This is a genomic window from Schaalia odontolytica (assembly GCF_024584435.1).
Classification (GTDB): domain Bacteria; phylum Actinomycetota; class Actinomycetes; order Actinomycetales; family Actinomycetaceae; genus Pauljensenia.
In genome coordinates, this window is the sequence record NZ_CP102197.1 from 1,991,433 (window position 1) to 2,017,430 (window position 25,998).

General features: G+C 65.3%; 25 protein-coding genes and 1 pseudogene. 11 read left to right on the plus strand and 15 right to left on the minus strand.

Annotated elements, in window-relative coordinates:
• Positions 1–4: 4 nt before the first annotated feature.
• The 8 genes from NQK35_RS08890 to NQK35_RS08925 form a co-directional block, all read right to left on the minus strand.
• Positions 5–706, minus strand: a complete 702-nt coding sequence (locus NQK35_RS08890; RefSeq protein WP_251775100.1) for an FhaA domain-containing protein — start codon at positions 704–706, stop codon at positions 5–7.
• Positions 707–1,035: 329 nt separating this feature from the next.
• Entirely contained in the window at positions 1,036–1,998 is a 963-nt protein-coding gene (gene nrdF / locus NQK35_RS08895; protein ID WP_257113928.1) for a class 1b ribonucleoside-diphosphate reductase subunit beta, read from the minus strand.
• A gap of 153 nt (positions 1,999–2,151) precedes the next feature.
• Positions 2,152–2,481, minus strand: coding sequence for a hypothetical protein (locus NQK35_RS08900; protein ID WP_257113929.1), 330 nt, complete (start codon positions 2,479–2,481; stop codon positions 2,152–2,154).
• The gene (locus tag NQK35_RS08905; protein ID WP_257113930.1) at positions 2,478–3,167 is read right to left on the minus strand and encodes a hypothetical protein; all 690 of its coding nucleotides are present in this window, start codon (positions 3,165–3,167) and stop codon (positions 2,478–2,480) included. The genes NQK35_RS08900 and NQK35_RS08905 overlap by 4 nt, the downstream gene beginning before the upstream one ends.
• Positions 3,160–3,699 (minus strand): hypothetical protein, encoded by a 540-nt coding sequence (locus tag NQK35_RS08910; RefSeq protein WP_257113931.1) that lies wholly within the window; start codon positions 3,697–3,699, stop codon positions 3,160–3,162. The genes NQK35_RS08905 and NQK35_RS08910 overlap by 8 nt, the downstream gene beginning before the upstream one ends.
• Positions 3,696–4,136 (minus strand): hypothetical protein, encoded by a 441-nt coding sequence (locus NQK35_RS08915; protein ID WP_257113932.1) that lies wholly within the window; start codon positions 4,134–4,136, stop codon positions 3,696–3,698. The genes NQK35_RS08910 and NQK35_RS08915 overlap by 4 nt, the downstream gene beginning before the upstream one ends.
• Complete coding sequence (locus NQK35_RS08920) at positions 4,133–4,333, minus strand: hypothetical protein (protein ID WP_257113933.1); 201 nt, start codon at positions 4,331–4,333, stop codon at positions 4,133–4,135. The genes NQK35_RS08915 and NQK35_RS08920 overlap by 4 nt, the downstream gene beginning before the upstream one ends.
• 435 nt (positions 4,334–4,768) lie before the next feature.
• Positions 4,769–5,950: a hypothetical protein gene (locus tag NQK35_RS08925; RefSeq protein ID WP_257113934.1), complete on the minus strand. Its 1,182-nt coding sequence runs from the start codon at positions 5,948–5,950 to the stop codon at positions 4,769–4,771.
• A 516-nt stretch (positions 5,951–6,466) separates the two neighbouring features.
• Between NQK35_RS08925 and NQK35_RS08930 the strand changes: the two genes are divergently transcribed.
• The 3 genes and pseudogenes from NQK35_RS08930 to NQK35_RS08940 all read left to right on the plus strand — a co-directional run bounded on the left by NQK35_RS08930 (position 6,467) and on the right by NQK35_RS08940 (position 9,795).
• The gene (locus NQK35_RS08930) at positions 6,467–6,994 is read left to right on the plus strand and encodes a hypothetical protein (RefSeq protein ID WP_202812419.1); all 528 of its coding nucleotides are present in this window, start codon (positions 6,467–6,469) and stop codon (positions 6,992–6,994) included.
• 64 nt (positions 6,995–7,058) lie between these two features.
• Positions 7,059–8,649: pseudogene (locus NQK35_RS08935) on the plus strand (AAA family ATPase).
• 66 nt (positions 8,650–8,715) lie between these two features.
• A complete protein-coding gene (locus NQK35_RS08940) occupies positions 8,716–9,795 on the plus strand; it encodes a tetratricopeptide repeat protein (RefSeq protein WP_048743240.1) in 1,080 nt (359 codons plus the stop codon).
• Positions 9,796–9,819: 24 nt separating this feature from the next.
• Here the strand turns inward: NQK35_RS08940 and NQK35_RS08945 are convergent, their stop codons facing one another.
• Both NQK35_RS08945 and NQK35_RS08950 read right to left on the minus strand, forming a co-directional pair.
• The gene (locus tag NQK35_RS08945; protein WP_009212716.1) at positions 9,820–10,332 is read right to left on the minus strand and encodes a hypothetical protein; all 513 of its coding nucleotides are present in this window, start codon (positions 10,330–10,332) and stop codon (positions 9,820–9,822) included.
• A 33-nt stretch (positions 10,333–10,365) separates the two neighbouring features.
• Entirely contained in the window at positions 10,366–11,676 is a 1,311-nt protein-coding gene (locus NQK35_RS08950) for an alpha/beta hydrolase (RefSeq protein ID WP_257113936.1), read from the minus strand.
• Positions 11,677–11,938: 262 nt separating this feature from the next.
• Between NQK35_RS08950 and NQK35_RS08955 the strand changes: the two genes are divergently transcribed.
• Together NQK35_RS08955 and NQK35_RS08960 are read left to right on the plus strand one after the other, a co-directional pair.
• Entirely contained in the window at positions 11,939–12,517 is a 579-nt protein-coding gene (locus tag NQK35_RS08955) for a hypothetical protein (protein ID WP_257113937.1), read from the plus strand.
• Positions 12,518–12,522: 5 nt separating this feature from the next.
• A complete protein-coding gene (locus NQK35_RS08960; RefSeq protein WP_257113938.1) occupies positions 12,523–13,077 on the plus strand; it encodes an OmpA family protein in 555 nt (184 codons plus the stop codon).
• 108 nt (positions 13,078–13,185) lie between these two features.
• Here the strand turns inward: NQK35_RS08960 and NQK35_RS08965 are convergent, their stop codons facing one another.
• From NQK35_RS08965 to NQK35_RS08980, 4 genes are all read right to left on the minus strand, one after another.
• Complete coding sequence (locus NQK35_RS08965) at positions 13,186–14,109, minus strand: sensor histidine kinase (protein WP_257113939.1); 924 nt, start codon at positions 14,107–14,109, stop codon at positions 13,186–13,188.
• Positions 14,106–14,858 carry a response regulator transcription factor gene (locus NQK35_RS08970; RefSeq protein ID WP_257113940.1) on the minus strand — a complete coding sequence of 251 codons (753 nt, stop codon included), beginning with the start codon at positions 14,856–14,858 and terminating at the stop codon, positions 14,106–14,108. Before NQK35_RS08970 ends, NQK35_RS08965 begins: the two co-directional genes overlap by 4 nt.
• Positions 14,859–15,022: 164 nt before the next feature.
• On the minus strand, positions 15,023–15,352 hold the full coding sequence (locus tag NQK35_RS08975) for a branched-chain amino acid transporter permease (RefSeq protein ID WP_009212710.1): 330 nt from the start codon (positions 15,350–15,352) through the stop codon (positions 15,023–15,025).
• A complete protein-coding gene (locus NQK35_RS08980; protein ID WP_257113941.1) occupies positions 15,349–16,134 on the minus strand; it encodes an AzlC family ABC transporter permease in 786 nt (261 codons plus the stop codon). Before NQK35_RS08980 ends, NQK35_RS08975 begins: the two co-directional genes overlap by 4 nt.
• A gap of 245 nt (positions 16,135–16,379) precedes the next feature.
• Here NQK35_RS08980 and NQK35_RS08985 point away from each other — a divergent pair, with 245 nt between their 5' ends.
• From NQK35_RS08985 to NQK35_RS09000, 4 genes are all read left to right on the plus strand, one after another.
• Positions 16,380–17,279 carry a cysteine ABC transporter substrate-binding protein gene (locus NQK35_RS08985; protein ID WP_257113942.1) on the plus strand — a complete coding sequence of 300 codons (900 nt, stop codon included), beginning with the start codon at positions 16,380–16,382 and terminating at the stop codon, positions 17,277–17,279.
• A gap of 83 nt (positions 17,280–17,362) precedes the next feature.
• Positions 17,363–18,022, plus strand: a complete 660-nt coding sequence (locus NQK35_RS08990; RefSeq protein ID WP_257113943.1) for an amino acid ABC transporter permease — start codon at positions 17,363–17,365, stop codon at positions 18,020–18,022.
• Entirely contained in the window at positions 18,003–18,680 is a 678-nt protein-coding gene (locus NQK35_RS08995) for an amino acid ABC transporter permease (protein WP_257113944.1), read from the plus strand. The genes NQK35_RS08990 and NQK35_RS08995 overlap by 20 nt, the downstream gene beginning before the upstream one ends.
• Positions 18,668–19,516, plus strand: coding sequence for an amino acid ABC transporter ATP-binding protein (locus NQK35_RS09000; protein WP_257113945.1), 849 nt, complete (start codon positions 18,668–18,670; stop codon positions 19,514–19,516). Before NQK35_RS08995 ends, NQK35_RS09000 begins: the two co-directional genes overlap by 13 nt.
• A gap of 2,337 nt (positions 19,517–21,853) precedes the next feature.
• Here NQK35_RS09000 and NQK35_RS09005 read toward each other — a convergent pair.
• A complete protein-coding gene (locus NQK35_RS09005; protein WP_257113946.1) occupies positions 21,854–22,942 on the minus strand; it encodes an RNase H family protein in 1,089 nt (362 codons plus the stop codon).
• A gap of 173 nt (positions 22,943–23,115) precedes the next feature.
• Between NQK35_RS09005 and NQK35_RS09010 the strand changes: the two genes are divergently transcribed.
• Positions 23,116–24,462, plus strand: coding sequence for a hypothetical protein (locus tag NQK35_RS09010; RefSeq protein WP_257113947.1), 1,347 nt, complete (start codon positions 23,116–23,118; stop codon positions 24,460–24,462).
• A gap of 255 nt (positions 24,463–24,717) precedes the next feature.
• Positions 24,718–25,968 (plus strand): hypothetical protein, encoded by a 1,251-nt coding sequence (locus tag NQK35_RS09015; RefSeq protein ID WP_257113948.1) that lies wholly within the window; start codon positions 24,718–24,720, stop codon positions 25,966–25,968.
• The last annotated feature ends 30 nt before the right edge of the window (positions 25,969–25,998 follow it).

Below are 25,998 nucleotides of genomic sequence, written 5' to 3' on the forward strand. Positions count from 1 at the left end.
TTCATTAAACTCCGCTCTGGTCTGGATGGGTCCAGAAGAGAATCTTGGTGCGTCCGATGACGATCTGGTTACCGTCGAGCAGTGTTGCGGCATCGATCCTGTGGCCCTCGACGAACGTTCCGTTGGTGGATCCCAGGTCGGTGGCGATGACGCCCGAGGGGGTGATGCGCAGCTCCAGGTGGCGACGTGAGACGCCCGAGTCGTTGACGACGATGTCGGCCTCGGAGCCGCGACCGATGATGGTGACGGGCTCGGTCAGGAGCCACTTGTCCCCGTCGATGTCGATGATGGGGTGCTCGGGGGATGCGGACGAGGCGGTGGCCGGGGCGGCCGGACCCCTGCGATTCTCGGCGTCCACCTTGAGGGTGCCGCTGGGTTCGAGGGCTTCGGCGACGAATTCAACGGTGACGGGCCCGAGGAGCGAGTAGTCGTTTGACGAGGCGTGTTCGGTGGCCTGCTGGGCGAACTCGTCGGCGAGGACGTCGAGGGAGGCTTCGAGGGAGGAGAGGTCGGTGCGCGAGGCGTAGACGGTGAAGTGGTTCGCGGCGATGATGCGTGAGGCGGAGACTTCCTGGACGGACTCGTCCATGGCGCGGCGGATCGCCGTGGTGATGTCCACGGGCTTGATCCCCGACCGGAACACGCGCGAGAAGGCGCCGTTGACGCCTCTCTCGACGGCGCTCTCGAAGCGGTCGAAGATGCTCATAGTCGTGCTCTCCTCATTCCCCCGCGCGGTGCGCGCGACGTACGGTGTGGTGGCAGCGAGGCCGCTCCCAGTCACAGTCTAGCCGCCGCGGGAAGGGGTGTGGCTCTATCTGCGTGGGTGTTAGCGATGAGATGCGACCCTCGTCCCCGCGTGTCAGGCGCGTCGTGGCGGGGAATACCCCGTAACGATGCGCCTGTGGCGTTTGGTGCAATTGTTGCATATGTGGCAGGAAGTGTGTGCGAGCAGACAGCGCACGAGATCGAGCGAGCGCTCGTGGGCGCCCCGCCACGGCGGGAACGCCCACGAAAGCCGTTGCCGACAGGGCAGCCCTAGAAGTCCCAGTCCTCGTCCTCGGTGTCGACGACCTCGCCCATCACGTAGGAGGAGCCGGAACCGGAGAAGAAATCGTGATTCTCGTCCGCGTTCGGGCTCAGCGCGGCGAGGATCGCCGGGTTGACGTCGGTGGCGTCGCGGGGGAAGAGGGCCTCGTACCCGAGGTTCATGAGTGCCTTGTTCGCGTTGTAACGCAGGAACTTCTTGACGTCCTCGGTCAGGCCCAGCGGATCGTACAGGTCCTCCGTGTACTGCTCCTCGTTCTCGTAGAGCTCGTACAGCAGCGAGTACGTGTAGTCGCGCAGATCGTCCTGGCGTTCCTGGCTGGACTCGTTCACCGCGAGCTGGTACTTGTAGCCGATGTAGTAGCCGTGGACCGCCTCGTCGCGGATGATCAGGCGAATCAGGTCGGCCGTGTTCGTCAGCTTGGCGTGCGCGCTCCAGTACATGGGAGCGTAGAAGCCCGAGTAGAAGAGGAAGGACTCGAGCATCGTGGAGGCGACCTTGCGCTTCTCCGCGTCGTCCCCGTCGTAGTAGGACTTGATGATCTCGGCCTTCTTCTGCAGCGCCGCGTTCTCGTTCGACCAGCGGAAGGACTCGTTGATCTCCTCCGTGGACAGCAGCGTCGAAAAGATCGAGGAGTAGGACTTGGCGTGCACCGACTCCATGAACGCGATGTTCGTGTAGACGGCCTCCTCGTGGGGGGTGCGCGCGTCCGGGATCAGAGAGACCGCCCCGACCGTGCCCTGCAGGGTGTCCAGCAGCGTCAGGCCCGTGAACACGCGGTTCGTCATGAGCTGCTCGTCCTTGTTGAGCGTCTTCCAGCTCGGCAGGTCGTTAGACAGCGGGACCTTCTCCGGCAGCCAGAAGTTACCCGTCAGGCGGTCCCAGACCTCAAGGTCCTTCTCGTCTTGGATCTTGTTCCAGTTGATGGCCTCGAACACGGGCTCAATCGCCATGGGCTCCTCCTGCTCGGCGTGGGTCAAGGGACGAGGCCGACGGCCCCGCCTACAGGCACCAGGGTAGCGCCCGCCGCCCGGAGTGTCGCTGTGGTGTCTCGCGCGCCTACGAGGCCGCGGCCGGGGTGGCGCTCCAGGGGTGGCGAGGTGTCCTCAGGTGGTGGGACGGACCGGATACCTGTTGTTGTACAGGTCGTTGTATCGCTGGATCTCACGGAGGACGTCGGCGGCCGCGTCGTCCGTGCACATGAAGTCGTGCGTGGCTGCCCCCAGGCCCAGGCTGATGCCGTTGGCGATCCAGGCGACCTGACTGATCGTGTTGCTCAGGGCGGTGAGGTGGCTGGTCAGGAGGGTGTGGTGGGCGCTTCCGGTGGAGGGAAAGCGCGGGATGGGAACGTTCTTGAGTCGGGTGCCGGCATGGTCGACGGTGGAGATGATGGACTCAACTTCGGTGTAGTCCCATTGGATATTGACGTAGGTCATGGCTGATTCCTCTCGGGTGACAGGGCGAAGAAGTGCGTGATCAGGCCCCACAACTGCGTGTTGTAGATGGGCTGGATGGGGATGTGAGGTCCGGTGCTGGGCGCGAGCAATGGGGCCTCGACTCTGTAGGAGGCGGCTGGAGTGATGAGGGTCGACAGGATGCTTGTTGGAACGAAGGAATACTCGTCTGCGCAGTCCTCTCGGATCCACGTGGTGTAGGCCCACCGCAGGGTGACGAGAGATGCGGCGAACGCGGAATCGTCGGGGCCGTAGGACGAAAAAGTCGCGAGGAGCTGGGCTGCTTGGTCGACGCTGCCCTGCTGCGCGGCGTACACGATTGCTGTCGGCAGTGAGGGAGGTCCATCGAAGACGGCGGGGTTAGGTGCGAGCGGAGATATCGCTGCCACGACGTGGGGAATTTCCTCGTTGTCGATCTGATAAATGTGGGTCTCAATGTCACCGGTGGGGGCGGTGGCCGTCCGGGTGACAACGCAGGTGCCCGGCTGCATCCAGATGAAAGCCTGATGGCACTGGGAAGTGTCCGGAGACGTGGTTGCGATGATTAGTCGTGAGCGAGCCGTGCGCATGAGAGTCGCGAGATGCAGCGCGTCACCGGTGAGCTCCTCAAAGGTAGCGAAGCGTGAGGTGACGTCGCCCGGAATGACCATGCGAGGACGGTCAGGCATTGCGCACCTCCAGGCTCATGATGATCGCGAGGACGTCTTCGTGCAGGTCGCCGAAAGTAGGGGTCGTCATCGTTGCGGTTGCCGTGAGGAGGAAGCTGCCCTCACCCTTGGTGTGAGCCCAAGCCCATTGGCTGGCGGTGATCGGTACCCTGCCCTGAATGTAGATCCCCGTGCGAAGCCGCGCGGATTCTGGCGTTGCGGGCCAGGGGCAGTCCTCCAGCATGCGAAATCCGGGGACTTGATGGGAGAGGGCAACCGCTGATTCTGTGAGGGCTTGTTCGGGTGTGGTATCCGATGGGATGGGGGATGCGAGGAGCAGGATGGTGGGGGTGAAGTCGTAGGTGGCATCGGTGGGGCCGGTGGCCAGGGCGATCACCTCGCCGCCCGACGGGGACGAGGCGGGCGAGGGGCGGTGTTCCCGTGTGTCCCCGTTTGTGTCGACCCGGAAGGCGAGCGCCAGGACCCCGGGGATGTCCTCGCGCGCGCAGGACGTCCATCCCGGGGGCATCAACCAGTAGGATGCCAGGCTCATAGCGACGTTTCCTCCGGGTCTTCCGCGGGGGTGATTTCGCTGTCGGGCCACTGCGACCGTGGGAGCGGGTCGCCGTTCTCGTCCAGCAGATTGTGGCGCTTCATGTACTGGTACCGAGCGTCGGCCCATCGGGGAACTGGTAAGGGGAAGAAATGGTAGATGGCGCCGATAAGAAAACAGAGTAGACCGGTGACTATGAGGATTCCTGTGACGATGTAATGGGTACCAAGTTGGTAGATAGCTTCTCCGAGGCTGCAGATAAAGAAACCAAGGCCAGCAAGTGGGCGTGTCGTTGCTTGGCTTCTCGCGCTGCTGCTCATCCGCGAGGTGATAATGCGGGAGTTGCTAGAGAATGTGGTATCGAGGTAGGTTTCCATGTACCAGGCGCCGATAATCATGAGCCCGAAAATTGCGCCAAGAACCTCCCAGAAAATCATGACTGTGAACCTCCACTGTTGATGAGCGCGTGCATGCCGTCATTGACAAGACTTGCTGCTTTTTGTCCAATTTTGCTTCCCACTAGCCCGCCTATGACGCCGCCGATGACACCTCCGGCAAGGATGCCGATGGGACCACCGAAAGCGCCGATAGCCGCGCCGAGCTGCGCATGGCGGGGAGAGTCTGGTGGGTTCACGGCTCCTTCTCCTCCGGGTCGTCCGCGGGGGTGATTTCGCTGTCGGGCCATTGGGACTGGGGGAGCGGGTCACCGTTCTCGTCCAGTAGTCCGTGGCGCTTCATGTACTGGTATTCCATGTTTGCCCAACGGGGAGCAGGAAGGGGAAGGAGGCACAGCAATGCGAGAGGTATGCATAGGAATCCGAGAAATGCCGGAGCCATGTAGACCCACGGTGAGAACCCTAGCTTGTCAAGAATCATTCCGACTCCAGCAAGGGTAAAGCAGAGACTAAGTAGTGGCAGCGTGAGAGTTTTGCTTCTACCCATGGAGCTCGGAGAGGTTGATATACTTCTCCACAGTGGTGCGAATGAGCAATCGGTATATGTTTCCATATACCAAGAAACAAGGCCGAAAGGTCCTATAAGAATCAGTCCTATAATTGCGAGCAACGCACTATCCTTTCGTCTTCGGATGGAGAATTGCGTTCATTCCGTCGTTAGTCCACTCTGCGACCATCTTTCCAGCTTGGCTTCCTGCGAGCCCGCCAATAACGCCACCGATTATGCCTCCGGCAAGAATGCCAACAGGGCCGCCAAATGCGCCGATGGCTGCGCCGAGTTGTGCTCCGTAGGTGGCTCCGACGTATGCGCCCCCAGCAGCCAACGCTCCGGTCACCCCGGCCCGTGCTACCTTTTCGCCCTCTCCCATCTCGGGGTGGTGGTAGGAGTCCGACTGGTAGCTGTCATAGGCGCTGACGGCGCCGTCGAGCACCGCGCACGCGCGGCCTGCGACTTTGCCTCCTATACGAAGTGCGTCGGCTGTTTTGACCACTCGACTGCCGCCTTCGACGGCATTGACGGAGGGAACCTTCCAGTTCTTCAACTCACCGGGGGCGGTTACCCGCTTCCACAGGGATGCGTCCTTGATGCCGGGCGGGGGCTGATAGGTCGCACCGTTGGCCTTCAGGTACGTCGACTCGATGAGGTCGCCCGCGGTGGTGCGCATGGTGTCCAGGTAGTCGGGAATACGCTTGGCAGCGTCATCCCCCGTGGGGAACCCGTACTTGCTGACGAACCCGTTGAAGATCGGGGTGATCGTCGACTCCCAGAGGCTCGGATCGATCTGGGCCAGGTCCTCGCCGAACTGTGCCTCGGCGTAGCTGAACGTGCGCTGGTTGCGCGTGCAGCGAGCGTGCAGCGCCGCGAAGACAACCCCCACCCCTGCGGGAATGTTGGCCGGGTGGCTGACCGTCACGGAAGTCCCGTCCCGGGCAACCTCCAACCCGGCGGCCTCAGCATCCGAGGCGATGGCCTGATACTCGAGATCGACGGGCGTCATGGCACCCGCGTAATCCTCCAGGGCCGAGCGAACGGACCGGAAGCCGGCCAGCGCGTGCTCGCTGGCCGATATGACGTTCGTAAGGTGTTCGACGACCGTCTCCACCAGTGCCGCGGTCTGGTGGGCGACCTGACCGCGCGCGATTGACGCATCGCCGATGGCCTCGTCTAGTGCCGCGATGGGCGCGTCGCATTGGTCCTGCAGGTCCAGGACGGCGCTCACATTAACGGGAAAGTCCCACGAGAAGGACTCGGCAAACTCGACGGTCCCGGCAGAATACGGGACCGCTGAATCCACCGCCGAAACGCTCGGGGGGGGGCGGGCTGCTCATCGATTCACTCCAACTAAACGGCGCTTGGCCACCGGCGGGTCAGGTCCCGCTCGTTAAGCAGACTACTCCGTCCATTCGCGCGTGTGCAAGACTGTGACAAACTCCCAAGATGTCGGGCGTGCGCCCGGTGTCGAAGAAGGAGAGCCGCCGCTTTTCGTCAACGAGGTCGCTCCGGTGGAGGGCGAAGCCGCTGGTCGCCCTCGTTTTCCCGGTGGAGCCGCCGTCACCACGTCCCCCACGTGGGTGTGAAGCCGCTGGTCGCCCCCGTTTTACCCGGACCGAGCCGGGCGGCGCCGCAGGTGCGGGCGAGCGTGAGCGCGGGATGCGGGACGACACTCCCGGCGTATGCTGACCGACGGAAATGTTATGGATTTGACACCTCACTCCATCGCGCAAAGGCATGAAACATCAACGAACAAGGATATTGTGGGGGAGTGAGATCCAGATCCTCAAAATTCGAGGCGGCGCCAAGACCCTACCGATTGGGTAACGATCGGCTGCGCCGATACAACCGCGTGCGCGCCGAGCAGACGATCGCCGCGCGCATCAACCTCGCCATCGTCGTCGTCACCGCCGTGCTCATCGTCTCCGTCAGCGGCATCGTCGCCGCCGCGCAGATCGCCTCAATGTCCGAGCCGGACGACCACACCCTCTCCTTCGCGGCCAGCGCGCTGATCGTCGGGGGAGGCCTCGTCCTCCTGTCCCTCCTCGCTGCGCTTACCGTCAACGACCTGAGGTGGCGCCGTGAATGGTCCGGAAACGAAGATCTCGTCATCTTCTCCGACTCCCACGTCGCCCTGCGGGCCGCCCGGGCCGACGGGTCCATCATGACCGCCTGCACGCGCATGCAGCGCGCCTGTTTCGCGGCCTTCTTGGCCATCGCGGGGGCCGCCATCGTCGCGCAGTCCTGGCTCCTGGCAGCCCTCGTGTCCATTCCCCTGGCGATGAGCCTCTTCAACGCGTGGCGCTCGCTGCAAGCGCAGCGCAGGATCGCCTCGCGCACGCTCTGATTCACTGTCAATTCGCGCCTGCGTGCGTGGACCTGCGAGCCTGCCAGCCGGTAGGCTTGTGGGCATGACGAATCCCCTCATTGACTCCCTCAGCGCCGTGATCGAGGAACGGCCCGAGGACCTGCCGCTGCGCGAGCACCTGGCCGAGCTGCTCATCAACGAGGGGAGGGGCGGCGAAGCCATCCCTCATCTCGCCGTCGTTCTCGCCGCCGACCCGACCAACGAGCGCGTCGCTGCCCTCATGCGCAGCGCCCTCGGCGCACCCGAGGCCCCCGCTCCGGCGGCTGGTTCCTCCCCTGACGAGGCGGCCTCGTCCTCGGAGAGTCCCGTCGCCGAAGAGTCCGCGACGTTTACCGAAGACACCGTGCCCTCGACCCCTGATGTCGACGCGGCCGTGGCGTCCGCCGCGGAACCGGCTGAAAAACCCGTCCCCTACCCGCAGGACGCGTCGCAGATTCAGGGCGTATCCGACAGCGGCGGTGCCGACGAGTCCACTGCGGTGGCCCACGCCTCGGAGGATGCAGGCATTCCCGCGATCGTGTCGGTACATCCCCCGGCCTTTCCGCATGCGACCGAGGAAGCGACCCCCGACGAGGAACACGCTCCGGCGGCTGAGGCCGGAGACGAGCGTGATGGTGCCGCTCATACCGATGGCGCCAAAGAGCAACGCTTCGACTGGAAGAGTGCCGAGAAGCAGGTCGGCGGGCCTGCGCCCGCATTCGTGAAGCAGGGGGAAGTCGAAGGCGAAATCGAAGTTGACGACAAACCCCAGGGTGAGGTGTGGGACATCGAGAGTGTGACGTCAACGCTGGAGGACGTGGGCGGCATGCAGTCCGTCAAGGACCGCCTCACCATGGCCTTCCTGGCTCCGCTGCGGAACCCGGAAATCCGCAAGCTCTACGGCAAGAGCCTCAACGGCGGCCTGCTGCTGTACGGTCCTCCCGGATGCGGCAAGACCTACATCGCCCGCGCTCTCGCTGGCGAGGTCGGTGCCGCATTCATGAACGTAAGGATCAGCGATGTCATGGCACGCTACTTCGGTGAATCGGAAGCTAACCTCCACGAGCTCTTCGAGACCGCGCGTGCCAACGCACCCGTCGTGCTTTTCCTCGACGAAATCGATGCGATCGGCATGCGGCGATCGCACGCCGGATCTTACAACATGCGACCGATCACCAACCAGCTCCTCATGGAACTGGATGGCATCGGATCCGATAACGAAGGCGTGTTCATCCTCGCCGCCACCAACACCCCGTGGGACGTGGACTCCGCGCTGCGCAGGCCCGGACGCTTCGACCGCAGCGTCGCTGTCCTGCCTCCCGATGGCCCCGCCCGACAGGCAGTCCTCTACCACCACCTCAAGTCCCGCCCCGTCGAAGGCATCGACCTGGGTCACCTCGTGCAGCGCCCAAGGATTCACCGGTGCCGACCTGGCCCACCTGGTCGACAGCGCCGTCGAATACGCGATGATGGACTCCTTGCGTACCGGCAACGTGCGCATGGTGACCATGCACGACTTCCTGAGGGCGCTGGAGCAGATTCGGCCCAGCGCTGGGCCCTGGTTCGTGACCGCCCGCAACTTCATCGAATACGGCAACCGAGACGGCCAATACGACGACCTCGCCGAGTACATGAGGGCAAACAACCTCATGTGAGGTGGTGGGCGGCGTGCTGACGCCGCCCACCACTCGCCGTTTGCTACTTGAGACCGAGGAGGATCGATGTCCAACGATGACATCAAGGAGCGGATTGAGCGCGCCTATTTCTTGATCGACATCAAGCGTCCCCAACAGGCCATCGAAGAGCTCGCCACGATCCCTCAGAGCGATCCGGAGGTCGCGGCACGAGTGAATTGCGCCCTCGTCCAAGCCCACCTGACCCTCGATCAGAAGGAGAAGGCGTATGAGTGCGCCCGACGAGCCATCGAAGCCTCGCCCAATCACGCGATGGCGCTGTACTGGCTGGCGCACCTAGAGCCGGATTCTCGTCGCGCGCTCGACCATGCAACACGCCTCGTCGAGAGCAGTCCAGAGGTGGGGACTAGCCATGCCACAAAGGCCAACGCTCTTGCGCGTAACCACCGGTGGGAGGAGGCGCTGCACGCGGCGCGTGAAGCCGAGAATCTCGACCCCGAAGACTCCTATGTGCTCAACACCCTCGGCAGGGTGCTCGCCAGGGATGACGAGAAAGCGGCGCTCGAAGTCTTCCAACGCGTCCTCGCGCTCGAGCCGGAGAATGTGGCTGCTCGAGAATCCATCGCTTCCCTCGAAGCGGACGACCACGCCGACGCCAGCAGCCGCCTGTACCGCGACCTCCTCGAGCAGAACCCCGCCGCCAACGTCTACGAAAATCAGCTGCACTGGCTGGTGTTCAAACCGCTGTTCTCCCTGTGCTTGGGCGTGTCCGTCTCCTACCTGCTCGGCTGGTCCATTGTCGGTTTCATCTACGCGCTCGGCAGTCGTCAGGTAGCCCTCATCGTTGGGCTGGCGTGGAGCGCACTGTTTCCCCTGCGCGCCATGGGCTCCGCAGTGCGCCAGCACATCTCGCGGGTCGCCGCCGGTCAGGGCAAGACGCGCCGCGACGTCGTGGGCCTAGCGTTCAAGCGTCGCCCCGTCGGCGCGATGACCGCGACGATCTCGATCGCGATCATTGCGCTCACCCCCACAGCATTCGGAGCCGTGAGGTACTTCGTTCCCGCCTCCTCCTGGTGGACGGCCCTGGGTGCGCCCATCCTCGTCATGCTGTGCGGATGGATCGGCGCCTTCGTCGCCTGGATCACGGCGACGAGGCTCGGTCGTTAAGGGGGTGCGCGGCGTCGCGCGAACCTACCCTCGAGGCAGCCCGCACGCGCCCTGTGACCGCGACGCCAGCGTCGCCGCGTCCAAGACGGCCGCGAGTCCCCCGAGGGCCAGCCCCTGCCTCGTGTGGGCGAAACGCACCCCGCTCGCGCGGCGGCGTTCCCCGCGACGGAACAACCACCGCTCGAGCGCAAGCGTGACAAGCGCGGATCCCGCTACCGCGCCCCCGAGGACCGCCAGCTCGCAGGGTGCGGCCTCCGTCACCCCCTCAAGGGGATCCTCGTCGGCAGCCTCCGCGCCTTTCGAGCAGTCAACCTCGTCGTCGTAGGGTGCCAGTTCCGGCTCATCGGGCAGCATCGACACGAGCGACCAGCCGATCACCCCCAGGAGCCCGGTCTTGATGAGCCCGCGCAGCGGGCGCGAACGCACGTAATCGGGCAGCGCGTACCACGCGACGGTGGCGCCAACCCCCGCCGCCAAGCCGGCGATCCGGGTTGGGTCCGCGGCGCAGGGACAGGAGCAGGAGGAGAGGGGAGCCATGGAGCGTCCTTTCAATCGGGTGATCAGTCGGCCTCAGTCGGCCAGCAGGTCAAGCAGGTGGGACACGACCGAGCCGCCGGAGTAGGCGGAACCATCGTGCTGGTACTCGTTGGTGATGTAGTGGCGCGCGCCGATTAAATCGCCCGTTTCCAGGGATAGCTCGCGCGGCACGAACATATCGTCGTAGTACACGGCCGCAGCCACCGGCACAGTGTTGCGGGCCAGCACATCCGGCAGATAGACCGGCACCGCCTCCGTCGTCGACGCGAGAATCTCCGCCGCGCCCTTTAGCGGTGCCAAGCCCGGGTCCTCGTCGAAAACGCGACGCATGAAGTGCTCGCCCGTCAGGTAGAACGGCTCGCTCTCGTCCAGCGGGTCCGCGCCCTTCGCGAAGCCCGGCACCTCCTCCGCCAGGCGGTCCGCCGCCCACCCCGTCGCCGTTCCCGCCAGCTCGGGGGTGGCACACGCGTAGATGTACTCCTGGAACACCCCGTAGATCGGCGCGACGCTGACCTGCGCGGCGACGGCCTGAAGGAACTGCGAGGACAGGCGCCGCACCCCGCCGACGCTGACCCACGGACCCTCCAACAGGTAGTGCAGTTGGTCCGTGTTCGCCTGCCCGCCCAGCATCATGCCGATCATGCGCAGGCGAGTGGGGGAGAGGCGCTCGCCCGTCGGCAGCACCTCTTCCGTGTCCGCCAGGTGTGCGCACAGCTCCCGCACCGTCTTCTCGTCGCCCGGATGGCGGCGGAAATAGGCGCGGTTGCGGGCGGCCGTGCGCTCGTAGGTGAGCCGGTAGATGTCGTCGACGTGGACGAGGCCGGGCAGGCCCCCCGTGATCAGGCTGGCCTTGAGGCCCCGGGGCGCCAAGGACAGGTAGGAGGTCGTGATGAATCCGCCGAAGGACTGGCCCAGCGTCGTCCACGGCTCGTCCCCGCACAGCTCCTTGCGCAGCGCCTCGGCGTCGTAGACGATCTGGTCCTGGCGGAAGTGCCGCAGGTAGTCGGCCTTCTCCTCGTCCGTCGTCAGGCGGGAGAGTGCCTGGGCGTCCATGCGCGTGGACTGGCCCGTGCCTCGCTGGTCCAACAGGACCACCCTGTAGTCCTGGAGGAGACGGTTCACCCAGCCGCCCCCGAAGGAACCGAAGCGGGGACTCGGATAGCCCGGGCCTCCCTGCAGGAACACCGCGTAGGGGGAATCCTCGTGGCCCTTGCGCACGACCTCGCGCGCAAACAACTCAATCGTCGGGTTGTCATCCCCGCGGGGGCGCAGGTGGTCCAGCGGGACCTCCAGGCGGTGCTCGTAGACCGTGTGTCCGTGATGCAAGTACGACTCTGTGTGCATGGACACAATCCTATCGCGTTCGCGTCGCGGGCGCGGCGCCCCGCCTGTCTGCCGCCTTTCCGCCGTGATCCTCCGCTCTGTTTCCGAAACGTGACACCGTGTCGCCAGACTGCGACACATTTGCGACCGGATGGTCAAACATTGCGGTTAGACTTCTTACGTCGGCGCCATTGGCGCTGGGATAAGTACGACGGAACACGACCGGAGGATGATTGACATGAAGGCACAACGGAGCGGGAAGACACGTAGGATCCTCGCTGTCATGACTGCGCTGCCCCTGGCGCTCGCCCTGAGCGGCTGCCACCTGAGCGTGTGGAAACGAGAGAGCGGAGGCGGATCGAACCCCACCCCGTCCGCCTCCCAATCCAGCGACGCGGCGGCCTCCCAATCGAATTCCTCGTCGCAGGCGAGCGGCAACCCCAGGGCGCGCTCCTCCCAGGTTCTGAGCACCTGGGAAGGAAAGGTCGGGCATAGAAGCTTCCGGGTCGACATCAACTCGGTGGTCGTCAAGGATGACGTGACGACGCTGACCATGACCTTCACCAATACAGGAGATAAAATCGCCTTTCCGGCCGAGTGGATGAACAACTTTGGGGGAGAGGACATGCTCACCAAAGAGGTGAAGCTCATCGACTATTCTCGGCACCTCGTCTACTCGCCGGGGATGGCCGAGGACGGAACCTGCATCTGCAGCAGCTTCCAGCACGCTGGCATGGACGCAGGAGACAGCCAGACGGTGTTCACCACCTTCAAGGGGCTTCCTGCGGACCTCACCGCGGTCGATGTGGAGATCAACGGCGTCGGCAAGCCCTTCGAGAACGTTCCGGTGACGAGGGAGTGAGCGCCATGATCGCGGTCAAGAGAATCGGATCGGCTGGCGTCGCGGTCCTCGCGCTCGTCGTCGGTGTCGGCATGAGTCCCGCCCACGCGGAGAACCCGCCGGGAGTCGACTACTCCGGCCCCCAGAGCAATCCGCGGGTCGTCTACCCCGAGCCCGTTGAAGTCCTCTACTCCGTTGGAACCACCGACGGCGCCGTCTCGACGAAGCAGAAGAAGGACGCCACGATCACCACGCTCTCGGGAGACGTGAACTTCGAGGTCGACTCCGACCAGCTCACGGCGCGTGCCAAGGAGGTCCTCGATTCTCTGGCGTCGGAGTGGTCCAAGGTCAAGCCCTCCAAGGTCTCGGTGACGGGACACACGGACTCGGTCGCCGACGACGCCCACAACCTCGACCTGTCCAAGCGTCGGGCAAAGGCCGTGGGCGACTACCTGGCGAGCAAGGTCCCCGGCCTCTCGATCACGACCGATGGGAAGGGCGAGGCCGAGCCCATCGCCGACAACGAGACGGACGAGGGCCGTGCCCAGAACCGGCGCGTCGAGATTCGCGCGCAGAAGTGACGCTGCCGCAGGCAGGCCCCCGAGCGGCCCTGCCCGCCGCGGCTCAACGCCAACCCTGACGCCAAGCCCCCTGCCCCCACCAGCCCCGTCACTGGTGGGGGCAGGCGTTCATGTCGGCGGCTGGGGAATCCTCGGCGAAGCGGAAGAAGCCTCCTCGGGCAACGGAAGGGTGAGGACGACGCTGGTTCCCACCCCCTCACGCGAGGTGAGGCGCACGTGCCCGCCGTGCCGCTCAATGACCAGGCGCACAAGAGGCAGGCCCAGCCCCGACCCGGAGCGCCCGACCGCGTTCGACCCGCGCGCCAGCTCCGCCCACACGCTCTGGCGTTCGGCCTCGGGAACACCGATCCCCGTGTCGGCCACCTCGATGCTCACCCCGTCCTCCGACTGGCTGCCACGCACCTCGATGCTGTCACCCTCGCCGGAGTACTTCACCGCGTTGAACACGACGTTCTGGATCGCGGAATACAGAAGATCTGCGTCCCCAACAACGCGCGGCAGAGGCCACGGGGCGGTGGGGAAGACCAGGGTGAAGCTGCGCGCCTCGCCCACGCTGGAGCGCGCGGCCTCCACGGCGTCGCGCGCCGCCTCCTCCAGGTCCACCAGCTCGCGCTCCATGGGCGCCGACGACAGGTCGGCCAGTTTGCGTAAGTCCGTCACGAGCACTCCCATGCGCCTGGCCTGGGCCGCCACGAGGACCGAGGCCTCGTCCTCGCCCGAAGCCGTGGCCGCGAGGATCGCCGTCAGGGGATTCTTCAACTCGTGGTCCAGGCGCGCCAGAAACTGCCGGTGCTCAAGATCCCGGCGCGCCTGCGCCTCCGCCGCACCGGCCAGGTGCTCCCGCGACAACGCGGACGAGAAAAGCTCGAGCGCCACGGCTGTAGCCGACACGAGAAACCCGGCCGCAACGAAGAGGACGGGCAGGGACACCGCGACGCGGAGTTCCAGGTCCGGGCCGGCCAGCCACCACGCCAGGGCGCAGACGCTCGCGACCGCAAGGGGCGCCAGGGAGAGCACCAATCGACGGCTCATCGCGTTACCTTCCCGATGAAGCGGTACCCCCCGGAGGGGACGGTCTCGATAAACACCGGGTCGGAGGGGTCCTCCCCCAGGGCCGCGCGGATCTCCCGGATGCGGTGGTCCACCGCGCGCGTGGAGGAGGCGAAGTCGATGCCCCACAGCACCGACAGGAGGCGCTCGCGGGTGTGAAGCTCACCCGGGTGCGTCATCAGGTAGTCGAGGAGCCCCATCGCCTTCGGGGTCAGCTCAAGCTCCCTGTCGGCCAGGAAGGCGCGCCGGGCGAGGCGATCAAGCACGAGGCTTCCGCTGGTGAGGCGCTCGGCGGCCGACAGGGGGCGCGCCGAGTGCATGGAGCGGCGCAGCACGGCGCGGATGCGCGAGACCAGCTCCTGAGGGTCGAAGGGCTTGGACAGGTAGTCGTCGGCGCCCTCGTCCAGCGCGGCCGAACGCTCGAAGGAGGTGTCGATCTGCGTGAGCAGGATGACGGGGGTCCACGTGCCGCCCGCGCGGATGCGGCGCACCATCTCGCGTCCGTCCATGTGGGGCATCATGATGTCGGAGACGACGATGTCGGGTCGGAGCTGGCCGTGGGCGGCCAACCCCTCCTCCCCGTCCCGGGCCGTGTGGACCGTGAAGCCGCAGCGGCGCAGGAAGGGCGCGAGGCCATCGATGATGGCCGCCTCGTCGTCGACCAGCAGAACGGATGCCGCGGTGCCCGTCGCGGGGCCGTCTGGGAGCGGGTTCCCGCTGCTCGTCGTCACGTTCTTCTCCTCGGTGTCCGGCTCCGATGGGTGGGCGCCGGTGGGAACGGGCGCCGTTAGTCAGGGTAGGCGACGCGTCGGGCGCTTGTCCATGGCCTCCCCGGGTCCTAGCCCCCGCCGATGCCACCCGATCGCGTGCGAGCGGTGCCTCCCGTCCCCGAGTCTCACTGCCAGTTCAGCAGTGCCACGTAACACACCGTCCCGATGCCGACGCTCCACAGGAGCCTGCGGCCGCTCAGCAGGTGGACGGCCACCGTCACGCCCGCGGCCACGAGCGCGGCCCACGAGCGTTCCCCGGCCGCTTGGGCGTTGTCGACGAGCGTCGACACAACCAGGATGAGCATGATTCCCGGCGGCATCCACGCCGCCATGTCGGACACGAAACGCGAGTCGCGCAGGGGCTCCAGGATCTTGAAAGGAAGGGCCCGCAGCGTGAAGTCAATGACGAAGACGATCACCAGGATGGCCAGCAGGTAGGCCAGCGTCGGGGTCACCGGGCGATCCCCCGATCCGTCGCGGTTCCAAGGACGCGCGCGGCCCTCGGGCGAGGCAGGGGGAGGAGGCCGCGCCTGCGCAGGAGGTGGCGCCCCGACAGGAAGGCGACGAAGAGGAGGAGGGCAACGAGCAGGCGATGGGCCGGGGCGAGCGCCATCGCAACCGCAAACGCGATCCCGGCCAATGCCACTGACGGAAGCTCCCGTGCGGAGCGGGAAGCGTCCAGCGTCAGCGTGATAAACAGGGCGGTGAGCGCGAAGTCCAGGCCGTGAATCTGAATGGGAATCAACGAGCCCGCGAACACTCCCACCAGGCCCGAGACGAGCCAGGTGACGTGAAACAGGGCTTGCATCGCCAACAGTCGAGGTTTTGTCCACCCGTTGGGGCGTGCGGCGGTGAGTGCGTAGGCCTCGTCAACGAGGGCGTACATCGACAAGAGGCGGGCCGCCCGGCCCTCGATGACGTGCAGCGGGAAGGAGAACGCAAAGAAGATCAGGCGGAAGTTCACCAGCAGCATCGTCACGGCGATCACCGCGAGCGGGGTGTTGTGCGAGGCCAGGGTCACGACCAGCAGTTCCGCCGATCCCGAATAGGCGGCCAGCGAGAGGGCGGGAGCCATCCACCACGGCATCCCGAGCTGGACGACCAGCAGGCCGTACGCGAGGCCCAGGGGAATGTAACCGGCGGCCACGGGCGCCGTGATGCGCAGCCCGGCGACTATCTCGGCGCGGGTAGGGCTCGCCGGCACGAAGACGTTGACGGTGCGCGGCAGCTGAGGCATGGGAGCAATTGTCATCGGTGACGCCGCGTCGTGCGAGCGGGCGGGGCATCTCGTGACGACTTCCACGTTTTCTAGGTCCTTCGTCCCAATGGCGAGGGGGCGCATCCCTCTGACACTCGACTGTCACACAGTTTCAAAACGAGAATCAGCCGTCGCGCGAGCCCGCCCGAGATGGAACCATCGACGACATCGCCGAGGACGCGCGCCCCGGCGATATCCATTGACAACGCACGTTAGGAGCCATCATGAGCGCCACCCACGCACGCAAGAAGCCATTCCTCCGACTCGCCACGGCAGCCCTCGCCACGGTCGCAGCCCTCGGCATGGCAGCCTGCTCCGGTGGCGCAGGCTCCGACTCCGCGACCGGCGCGCAGGTCGGTGACCGCAGCCCCGAACAGATCAAGGAAGCCGGCGAAATCGTCATCGGCATCTTCTCCGACAAGGCCCCCTTCGGCTACATCGACGCCGACGGCAAGCCCGCCGGATACGACGTCGTCTACGGCGACCGCATCGCCGCCGACCTCGGAGTCACCGCCAAGTACGTCCCCGTCGACGCCGCCGCCCGCACCGAGGTCCTCGCCTCGAACAAGGTCGACATCACCCTCGCGAACTTCACCGTCACCCCCGAACGCGCCGAGAAGGTCGACTTCGCCAACCCCTACTTCAAGGTCTCCCTCGGCGTCGTCTCCCCTTCCTCGGCTGAGATCACCGACGTCGGCCAGCTGGCCGGCAAGACCCTCATCGTCACCAAGGGAACCACCGCCGAAGCCTACTTCGAGGCCAACCACCCCGAGGTGAAACTCCAGAAGTACGACCAGTACTCCGACGCCTACCAGGCCCTCGAGGACGGCCGCGGCGACGCCTTCTCCACCGACAACACCGAGGTCATCGCCTGGGCCATCGCGCATCCCGGCTTCAGCGTCGGCATCAAGAGCCTAGGCGAGACCAGCTACATCGCCGCCGCCGTCAAGAAGGGCAACGCGCCCCTCCTCGACTGGCTGAACAACCAGCTGACCGAGCTCGGCGAGGAGAACTTCTTCCACAAGGACTACGAGGAGACCCTCGCCCCCGTCTACGGTGACGCCGCGACCCCCGACGACCTCGTCGTCGAAGGCGGCGTCGACACCGCGTCCTCCACCAACTAACCCGGCGCGGGGCTGGCCCCCGGAAACCCGACCGCCGCGCGTGATCGGCCCGGCGGGCCACCGCCTCGTCCCATTCCTCACCCATGAACCTCGACATCCTGGCGCGATACGCGCCCCTGTACGTCGACGCCGCCATCCTCACCCTGCGGATCGCGGCCATCGGCATCGTCGGCTCGCTCGCGGTCGGCCTCCTCGTGGCCGCGATCCGGCAGTACCGGATCCCGCTCGCCGCCCAGATCGGTGCCGCCTACGTCGAACTGTCGCGCAACACGCCCCTGCTCGTGCAGCTCTTCTTCATCTACTTCGGCCTGCCGCGCGTGGGCATCAAGTGGAGCGGCGAAACCTGCGCGATCGTCGGCCTCATCTTCCTGGGCGGCGCCTACATGGCCGAGGCCCTGCGCTCCGGCCTCGACTCGATCGCCACCATCCAGTGGGAGTCGGCGTCCGCGCTCGGCCTCACGCCCGCCCAGACGCTGCGCCACGTCGCCCTCCCGCAGGCCATCGCGACCTCCGTGCCGCCGCTCGCCGCCAACGTCATCTTCCTCATCAAGGAAACCTCCGTCGTCTCCGTCGTCGCGCTGCCCGATCTCGTGTACGTCGCGAAAGACCTCATCGGCATGTCCTACAACACCTCCGAAGCGCTGGCCCTCCTGGTCATCGCCTACCTGGTGATCCTCCTGCCCGTGTCCATCGCGGCCCGACTCATCGAAAAGGCGGTGCGCCGTGGCGGATTTGGGCATTAACGTCATTGTCGAAGGCCGCAACCTCGTTCGGATCCTTGAGGGCCTGGGCGTCACCGTCGGCATCTCCGCGCTGTCCGTCGTGCTGTCGTTGGTGCTCGGCGTGTTTGTCGGCCTCGGCATGCGCTCGCGCTGGCGCCCCCTGCGCTGGCTCATGCAGGTATACCTCGAGTTCGTGCGCATCATGCCCCAGCTTGTGCTGCTCTTCGTCGCCTACTTCGGGCTCACGCGCGTCGCGGGGATCAACCTGGACGGTATTACCGCGTCCGTCCTCGTGTTCACCCTGTGGGGAGGCGCCGAAATGGGCGACCTCGTGCGAGGCGCGCTCATCGCGATCCCGCGCCACCAGTACGAGTCCGCCTACGCTCTGGGACTCACCCCGAGGCAGACCATGCGCCGGGTCATCCTGCCGCAAACCCTGCGCAGGCTTGCACCCCCGGCCGTCAACCTCATCACCCGCATGATCAAGACGACCTCCCTCGTCGTCCTCATCGGCGTCGTTGAGGTCCTCAAAGTCGGACAGCAGATCATCGACTCTAACCGTTTCACCTACCCCACGGCCTCGCTGTGGATCTACGGCCTCATTTTTGTGCTGTACTTCCTCATCTGCTGGCCCATATCGCTCCTCTCACGCCACATGGAGAAAACATGGCAGAACTGACATCCGGCACCTCCGACCAGGGCGGCACGCCTCGCGAGGGCAGCGCGCACGATCCCGCCACGGCCTCATCCCCTCAGGGCGTTGGCACAGCGCAGCTGCGCCTCGTCGACCTCGACAAGACGTACCCCGGCGGACACCACGCCCTGCGCGGCGTCTCCCTCGACGTTGCCGACGGTGAAGTCGTCGTCATCATCGGCCCCTCCGGGTGCGGCAAGTCGACGCTCCTGCGCACGATCAACGGCCTCGAGCCCATCAACTCCGGGAGGATCATCCTTGACGGGACCGACTTGGCCGCGCCCGGCGTCTCCTGGCCCGAGGTGCGTCGGCGCATCGGCATGGTCTTCCAGTCCTACGAGCTCTTCCCGCACCTGAGTGTCATGGGGAACCTGACGCTCGCCCCCGGCCTCGTCGCGGGAGAAACGCGCGGTGATGCGAGCGCGCGGGCGCTGAAACTGCTTGAGCGCGTCGGCCTGGCCGACCGCGCCGACGACTACCCGCGTCAGCTTTCCGGCGGCCAGCGCCAGCGTGTCGCCATCGTGCGCGCCCTCATGATGAACCCCGAGATCCTCCTCCTCGACGAAGTCACCGCCTCCCTCGACCCGGAGATGGTGCGCGAGGTCCTTGACGTCGTCCTGGAACTGGCGCGCACCGGCATGACCATGCTTATCGTCACCCACGAGATGGGCTTTGCCCGCGCGATTGCGGACCGCATCGTTTTCATGGACGAGGGGCGCATTGTCGAGGTCGACCCGCCGCGCAAGTTTTTTGCGGACCCGTCCTCGGACCGCGCGCGCAAGTTTCTCGACATCTTCAGCTTCGAGGGCGCCAAGCTGTAGGGTATTCCCCGTTTGTTGGCACCTGGGGGCGGCGGCCCGCCCGCGAGATCGTCGCACGCGTGTCTTCGGCTCGGAGTGATCGATCTCGAAGCCCGGCCAGGCCTTGCCACCGCCCCCAGGTACCGCAGCCTGGACCAGCGGTCCACGCGGTGCCCTCCAAGCAGCAGGGGCTTGGTGTGCTGCTGGGGTGTTCGGCTAGGTTCCGCTGCCGCGCACCGGCACCACGACCAGGCCGCGTGGCGGTCTTGTGGTGGGCGTGGTTGCGCGTTTTGGATAGGAAGTTGAGTTCCGGAAAGGAACGGTGCCTCCGGATAGGAACGGCGCCTCCGGATAGCTTATTGTCTTATCCGGGACGCAATATCCTATCCAGTTTGTCGTTTCCTATCCAGATCGTGCGTGTCTGCTCCCAGGCCTCATGCATCGAGGCTCAGACGAACCCTGCAGGTCGCTTCCCGGAATGGTCCGGGTTCTAGCTTGTTCCTAAGTGGTGTTACACCCATCTCCACTCGAGCGTGCGTCAGTTCGTCCGGGTTCTAGCTTGTTCCTAAGCGGTGTTACACCCATCTCCACTCGAGCGTGCGTCAGTCCGTCCGGTTCTGGCTTGTTCCTAAGCGGTGTTACACCCATCTCCACTCGAGCGTGCGTCAGTCTGTCCGGGTTCTAGCTTGTTCCTAAGCGGTGTTACACCACTTAGCGGGGTATTACACCACTTCCCAGGGGGTGTAGCGCTCCCTACCTGGTGTAATGCTGCCCAAATGGTGCAGTGTCGCGTATGCGTCGTTGGGGCTCGCGGATAGGAAACGGCTTCGCGGATAGGCTATGAGCATGTGGATACCTTAATAACCTATCCGCGAACGCATAGCCTGTCCGCGTGCCGATAACCTATCCGCGTGAGCGCAACCTATCCGCGTAGCGGCCCGGTGGTGTTCCAGCGCAGCGAAGCTGGATGCGGGCGCGCAACCTATCCGCGTAGAGCCCGGGATTCCAAGCGCGGCACACGCGCGTTGGGGTGTCCAGACCCTCGCGTCGGTCGTAGGGGCCCGGGGTCCCAAGCGTGGCGCGCGCCCCGGCAAACTGTGCAAGCTATCCGCGTAGGGACCCAGGCCAGGGTGGGCCCTGCGCGCGCCGCCGTCTCACCCGCAGGGCTCGCAAGCTTGCGAATATCGGTCCGTTGTCACCCCATACCAGTGCAGTTCAGGCGATTTAGGTTGGCTGGCGGTGCGCCATGACCAGGCGTGCCTCACCAGAGGTAGCTGGTGCCCACACGCTTGACGCCGACGAAGCACGACCCTCCACGGCGGGGTGCTTGCCGCGGTGGAGGTGTCTGACGTGCTCGCAGCTTCCGCGTTTATACTTGTGCCTCTCGGTGCTACACCCGATCCGTAGGCATTACACCCCTTCTGAACGGGTGTGTTGCTCCCCAACGGGTGCGTTGCCCCCTAACGGGTGCGTTGCCCCGCAAGGGGTGTCGCGTGTTCCGCACCGTCATGGAGGCCTGTCCGAGTTCGGCTGACTTCTCGACTTTCCGTTTGAGATGTTGCACGCGGCTCCGAAGGCTCGGAGTGTTTGATCGCGAAGTCCGGCTGGGACGTGCCGCCACCCCGGGGCGCTGCAGCTATGCGCGTTGCAACGCGAAGTCCGACAGCTTTCTCCCACCGGGCGCCCAAGCATTTCGATATCCGCTGTCGCTGTGGCCCTCAATGTCGCATGCGGCTCCTCCTCTGTGTCCTGCTTGTTTGGCCGAGTTCCCCGTGCCGCATCACGCCTGTTGGGCAATGATATGCGGCTCTCGGTTGGGGTGGGGCGAGCGAGGGCTGCCGCTCACCGTCAGTGACCTCACCGCGGCCGACGCAGGTGAGCCCGTGTCGCGAGAGGACAGCCGTACCTCGGAGCAGCCGCCGTCGCAGAACGCGTCGGTGAGCCCGTGTCGCGAGAGGGCAGTCGCAGACGCGTCGGATAGTGGTTGTGAGCGCTTCTCCGGCCGTTTTGCGATCGCGAACGGCGATCTGCTGCATTCATGTGCATCCGCGTGATGCTGCGTCGGTTGGGGAGGCATTGCGCTAGCTCCCAGGTGCTGCAATCCCGTCCCCACTAGTGCAGTGCGCCGCCGGGTCGTGCGCTCCTTGCTCTACGCTCCACCCGTTGTTGACATCCTCGCATCTGAGGCGCGCTTGATCCTGCCGCTCAGACGTTATCGATACGGATTTCGCTCAGGTCTCACGTCCCCGACCCCGGTTTCGGCGCCTCCCGGCACCCCGGGCGCCTCGGCTCCGCCTGACTGCTTCGCGGCCGCCGCGAGAACCGTGCGCTGTGGAGCCGCTCGCGCTAGTAGGGCGATCAGGAGATCAGCGTCGACTGGTGGTGCACCATGATCAGGCGCGCCTCGCCAGAAGTCGCCGACGCCCACACGCTGGATTCCAGCGAGGCACCGCCCTCCCAGCGTACCCGGTAGCGGGTCAGGAACGCGCCGCCCAGGTCGTGCGCGTCGATGCGGCCGATCGCCGGGGAGGCAGGCGAGGGTCCCGCCAGCGTCGTGGTCGCGCCGCCGCCCGGCCAGATGCGCGTGGTGCGCTCGTCGGTCATCCCCGCCAGCGACTCCTCGTCGCCTCCGGTCCACGCCAGGATGAACTCGCGCTCGCGGGCAAGAGCATCCTCAGTGGTCGGAGCGCTCACGGACGAGGCCGGGGCCGCCTGGGCGGGTTCGCTCGGCTCGCTGGGTGCGGAGAAAACGCTGGGATGCGAACGGAAAGTCGATGTGGTGGACTCGTCTGTGGCGGCGTCGCGTGAAGCGGGCGTAGCAGTGGTCGTGTCGGCCTCGGCGTGTTCCTGCCCAACAGGTGTGCTCGCGCCGGGCTCTACAGCGCCGTGCGTCTCGACCGATGCGGGTGCAGAGGTGACGTCCCCGGACGCCTGATCCGAGGACGCCCGATCCGCAGACGCAGTGCCGCGCGACCCGCCGGTAGCGCCCCCGAACCCGGGGCCCGGCTCGGGTGTGCGCCCGGCCTGGTAGGCCTCGGCGCAGGAGCGTGCCAGGTCGTCGGCGCGCTCGTTCATGCGGTGCCCGGCGTGGCCCTTGACCCACTCGAAGGTGACGCGGCGCCCTTCCATGGCGCGGTCGATCTCCTGGATGAGCTCCAGGTTCTTGATGGGCTTCTTGTCGGCCTTCGTCCAGCCGCGCTTCTTCCAGCCGAGCCGCCACTTGGACACGACGTTGATCGCGTACTGCGAGTCGGCGAGGATGAGCAGGTCCTCGCCGGTGTGGGCCGTTGCCTCAAGCAGGCGCAGGATCGCGGTCAGCTCACCCAGGTTGTTGGTGCCTCGCGGCCACCCGCCCGCGTCCCACGTGTCCTCGTCCACGTACCAGGCCCACCCCGCGGGCCCGGGGTTGCCCAGGGAAGAACCGTCCGCCGCCGCCGTAATCGTCATGACGTCATCCTATCGGCATCCCGAGGCCTGATCGGATGGGGACGGGGCAGGGGCGCGGCGAGCGCTGCATTGCGTGGTAGGTGGGGCCGAGGCCGTGGCCGCCCGGGCGGAGTGCCCTAGACTCGGGTGCGGGCGTGGCCGCGCCCGCTGACGTGACGAGAGGAATACCAAGAGTGACGACGCAGGCCGACGACTGGATGGCGCCGGGGGATGATGAGCTGGGATTTGGTGGCTTAGCAAAGTTGAAGCCCGTGTGGAAGTGGGCCCTCGTTATCGTTGCTTTTTCGTTTGCTGCGCTCGCGGTGAGTACTAGTTTTCATCAGGACGTGGTCCGCAGACCGGTCAGTTCTTTGCGGTCTAATGACGCTGTGATCGCTCTGAGGCTGGGACCCGCATATGCCCCGTCGCTGCAGGAGGCCACGAACACGGACAGCTGGATCGTGCTCCTGGACGTCCAGGGACAGGGCACGGTGGCGTCCGTCGATTCGGTGGCTGGCGGGGACGTATTGTGGAGTGATCGCGGTGTCTTCTACGGTTCGCGGAGCCGCAACTACGTGACGACGGATAGTGGAACGCAGGTGAGTAAGAGCGACAACGGCACCCGAGAGGAGATTCAACGATACGAGCTTTCCGATGGTCAGCTCGTCACTCTGGTGCCGAAGCATTGGTATTACAACGACGGCAATGTTGAAAGTGACGACAGCATCACGACTGTTGAAACCGCTGGCATTACCGGTGATTTTGGGCAGTGTGGGTCACGGATCCTGGCGATTACGGACACGAAGGAATCCCCGAGTATCGCGGATGCGGCATTCGAAGCCTATGCCGCCCAGGCGAACAACGAGGAACCAGTTCCAGAGGCCCTGACGGCTGTCGCGCAGCTCAATGCTCCTGATGGTGACGCGCCTCGAATTCTCGCCGTCACGCCGGCCAGTGACAACTTGGGATCGGGACAGCATATGCTCGCTTGCGAGGGGGACGTCATCACGCTGTTGAGCCGCCTGGAAGTAAAGCCTGGCACCCCAGACAACATGACGGCGCATGAACGATACCGATGGGTCCTTCACCGGTGGGACCTATCCACGGGAGAACGTACGAATATCCCGGTGACCGATGACGACGGCGAGCCCTTCGAATCTACTTCCAAGTGGTTCCTCCAAGGCCACCAGGGTGTTCAAGTGGGCAACGAATACAGGATGGTGACGCGGGATGGTGCTGCTTTCGGTGCCGACCTGATGAGCGGCCAGGTGCGGCGTCTGTTCTACACGCATCCGCGGATGACTGTGTCTGACCGCTATTGGATGACGTACCAGGTGGATAAGGATGGTGTCTACGCGCTCGGAGAAAGCTATGAAGGCCATGTCGTCTCACTGTTCTTCATACCGTGGGACGGCAAAGAGTGGCGTGAAATCTTCACCACGGACAAGCTCGCGGGGTATCTCAAGGAGGGGTGGTTCTCGGGTGAATTGAAGGTTCAGTCCTTCGCGGTACGTCCGGGATGGAACGGCGGCGCGCAGTAGCGTTGTTCGGTTGTCCGGGCCTTGTGCCCGGTCGGGAGGCAGCTTCGGCTGCTACGACGATGGGACGAGGCCGTGGCCGCCCAGGCGGAGTGCCCTAGACTCGGGGGTGGGCGTGTGATGCGCCCTACGACGCTGTGACGAGAATGGATCAGGATGATGAAGACGCCTACTGACGAGCCGCTCACCCGTGGTACCCGTGTGAGGTGGCGCAAGGTGCCGATGGGCCGCAGGGGCGTGCGCCGGTGTGGCATTGGCGTGGCAGCACTGTCGATCGTCATGCTGTTGTCGGGCTGTCTTTCCCTTGCGTCTCTCGACGAAAAACCTATCGACAAGCTGACGACGGGTGAGGCGGTCATTGCCCTGCGGCTGGGCGCTGCAGAAGCGTCTGCGGGCCTGCCGGGTGGAACGAGTGACAATTGGATTGTGCTCCTCGACGCCCAAGGCCGGGGGCAAGCGGGGCATATCGAACGCGGGGAGCGTGGTGACATCGCGTGGACTGAGCTCGGGGTGTCGTACGGTGTTCAGGCGGAGGATTTTTTGACGACGCAGGAGGGGACGCAGCGGATCCCCCGCGTGGGTGATCGTTCCGTTGAATACCTCCGTTATGCGCTCCCCGATGGGCGAATTGAAGTCATCAGTGCTGCGAGAGGCTCCGGTATTCGTGCGGACATCATCGAGCTTGATGGAACGATGACGAGCGTGGAGACCGACGACTGGTCTGGCGGTTTTGGACTGTGCGGGTCGCGGGTTTTAGCGATTATGAATACGGATGCGTCCGAGAGTATTAAGTCGGCGGCGCTCGAGGTCTATGCCGCTCAGTCGGGCGGCGACGGAAGTGAACCGGAATACTTCTCGGTTGTCGCGCAATTGGATGATCCTGCCGGAGCTACCCCGCGGATCCTCGCGGCAGCGCCGATGATTCCGGGCTTGAGGTCAGTGCAGCGCTTGTACGCCTGTGAAGCGGACATACTGACGGCACCGGGCATCCAAGTGGATGATCCCGTCAGTGCGCGAAAGAGCAGCGACGCTGCGGCGAGGGGGACCCTCGTTCTCCAGCGGTGGGATCTGTCGACGGGAGAGCGCACGGTGAACCCCGTGCTCGATGGGGCAGGAAACGCTATCCAGTTGAATGAAGATGTGAACATCTACGGTGACAAGGCGATCCTGGTGGGCGACGAATACAGGCTCATCAGTCGACATGGTCATGCCTTCTCGATCAATCTGACGAGCGGGCAGGGCCGTCACTTGTTTTCCATCCCCGCGGAGGTCGGACAAGGTGACATGGTGTTCCAGGTGACCGAGAGCGGCGTCTATTTCTTGACGGATAGCTCCCGCGAGCACGCAGTCACTCTTTCTTATCATCCATGGGACGGTGGCGAGTCTCGCGTGGTTCTTTCGACGGGCAACCTGGAGGACTACCTGAGGGTGCGCAAGCTGTTCTCGGGTGGTGAGCGTGCCATCGAGTCCTTCGCGGTGCGCCCGGGCTGGGACGGCGGCGCGCAGTAGCGTTGTTCGGTTGTCCGGGCCTTGTGCCCG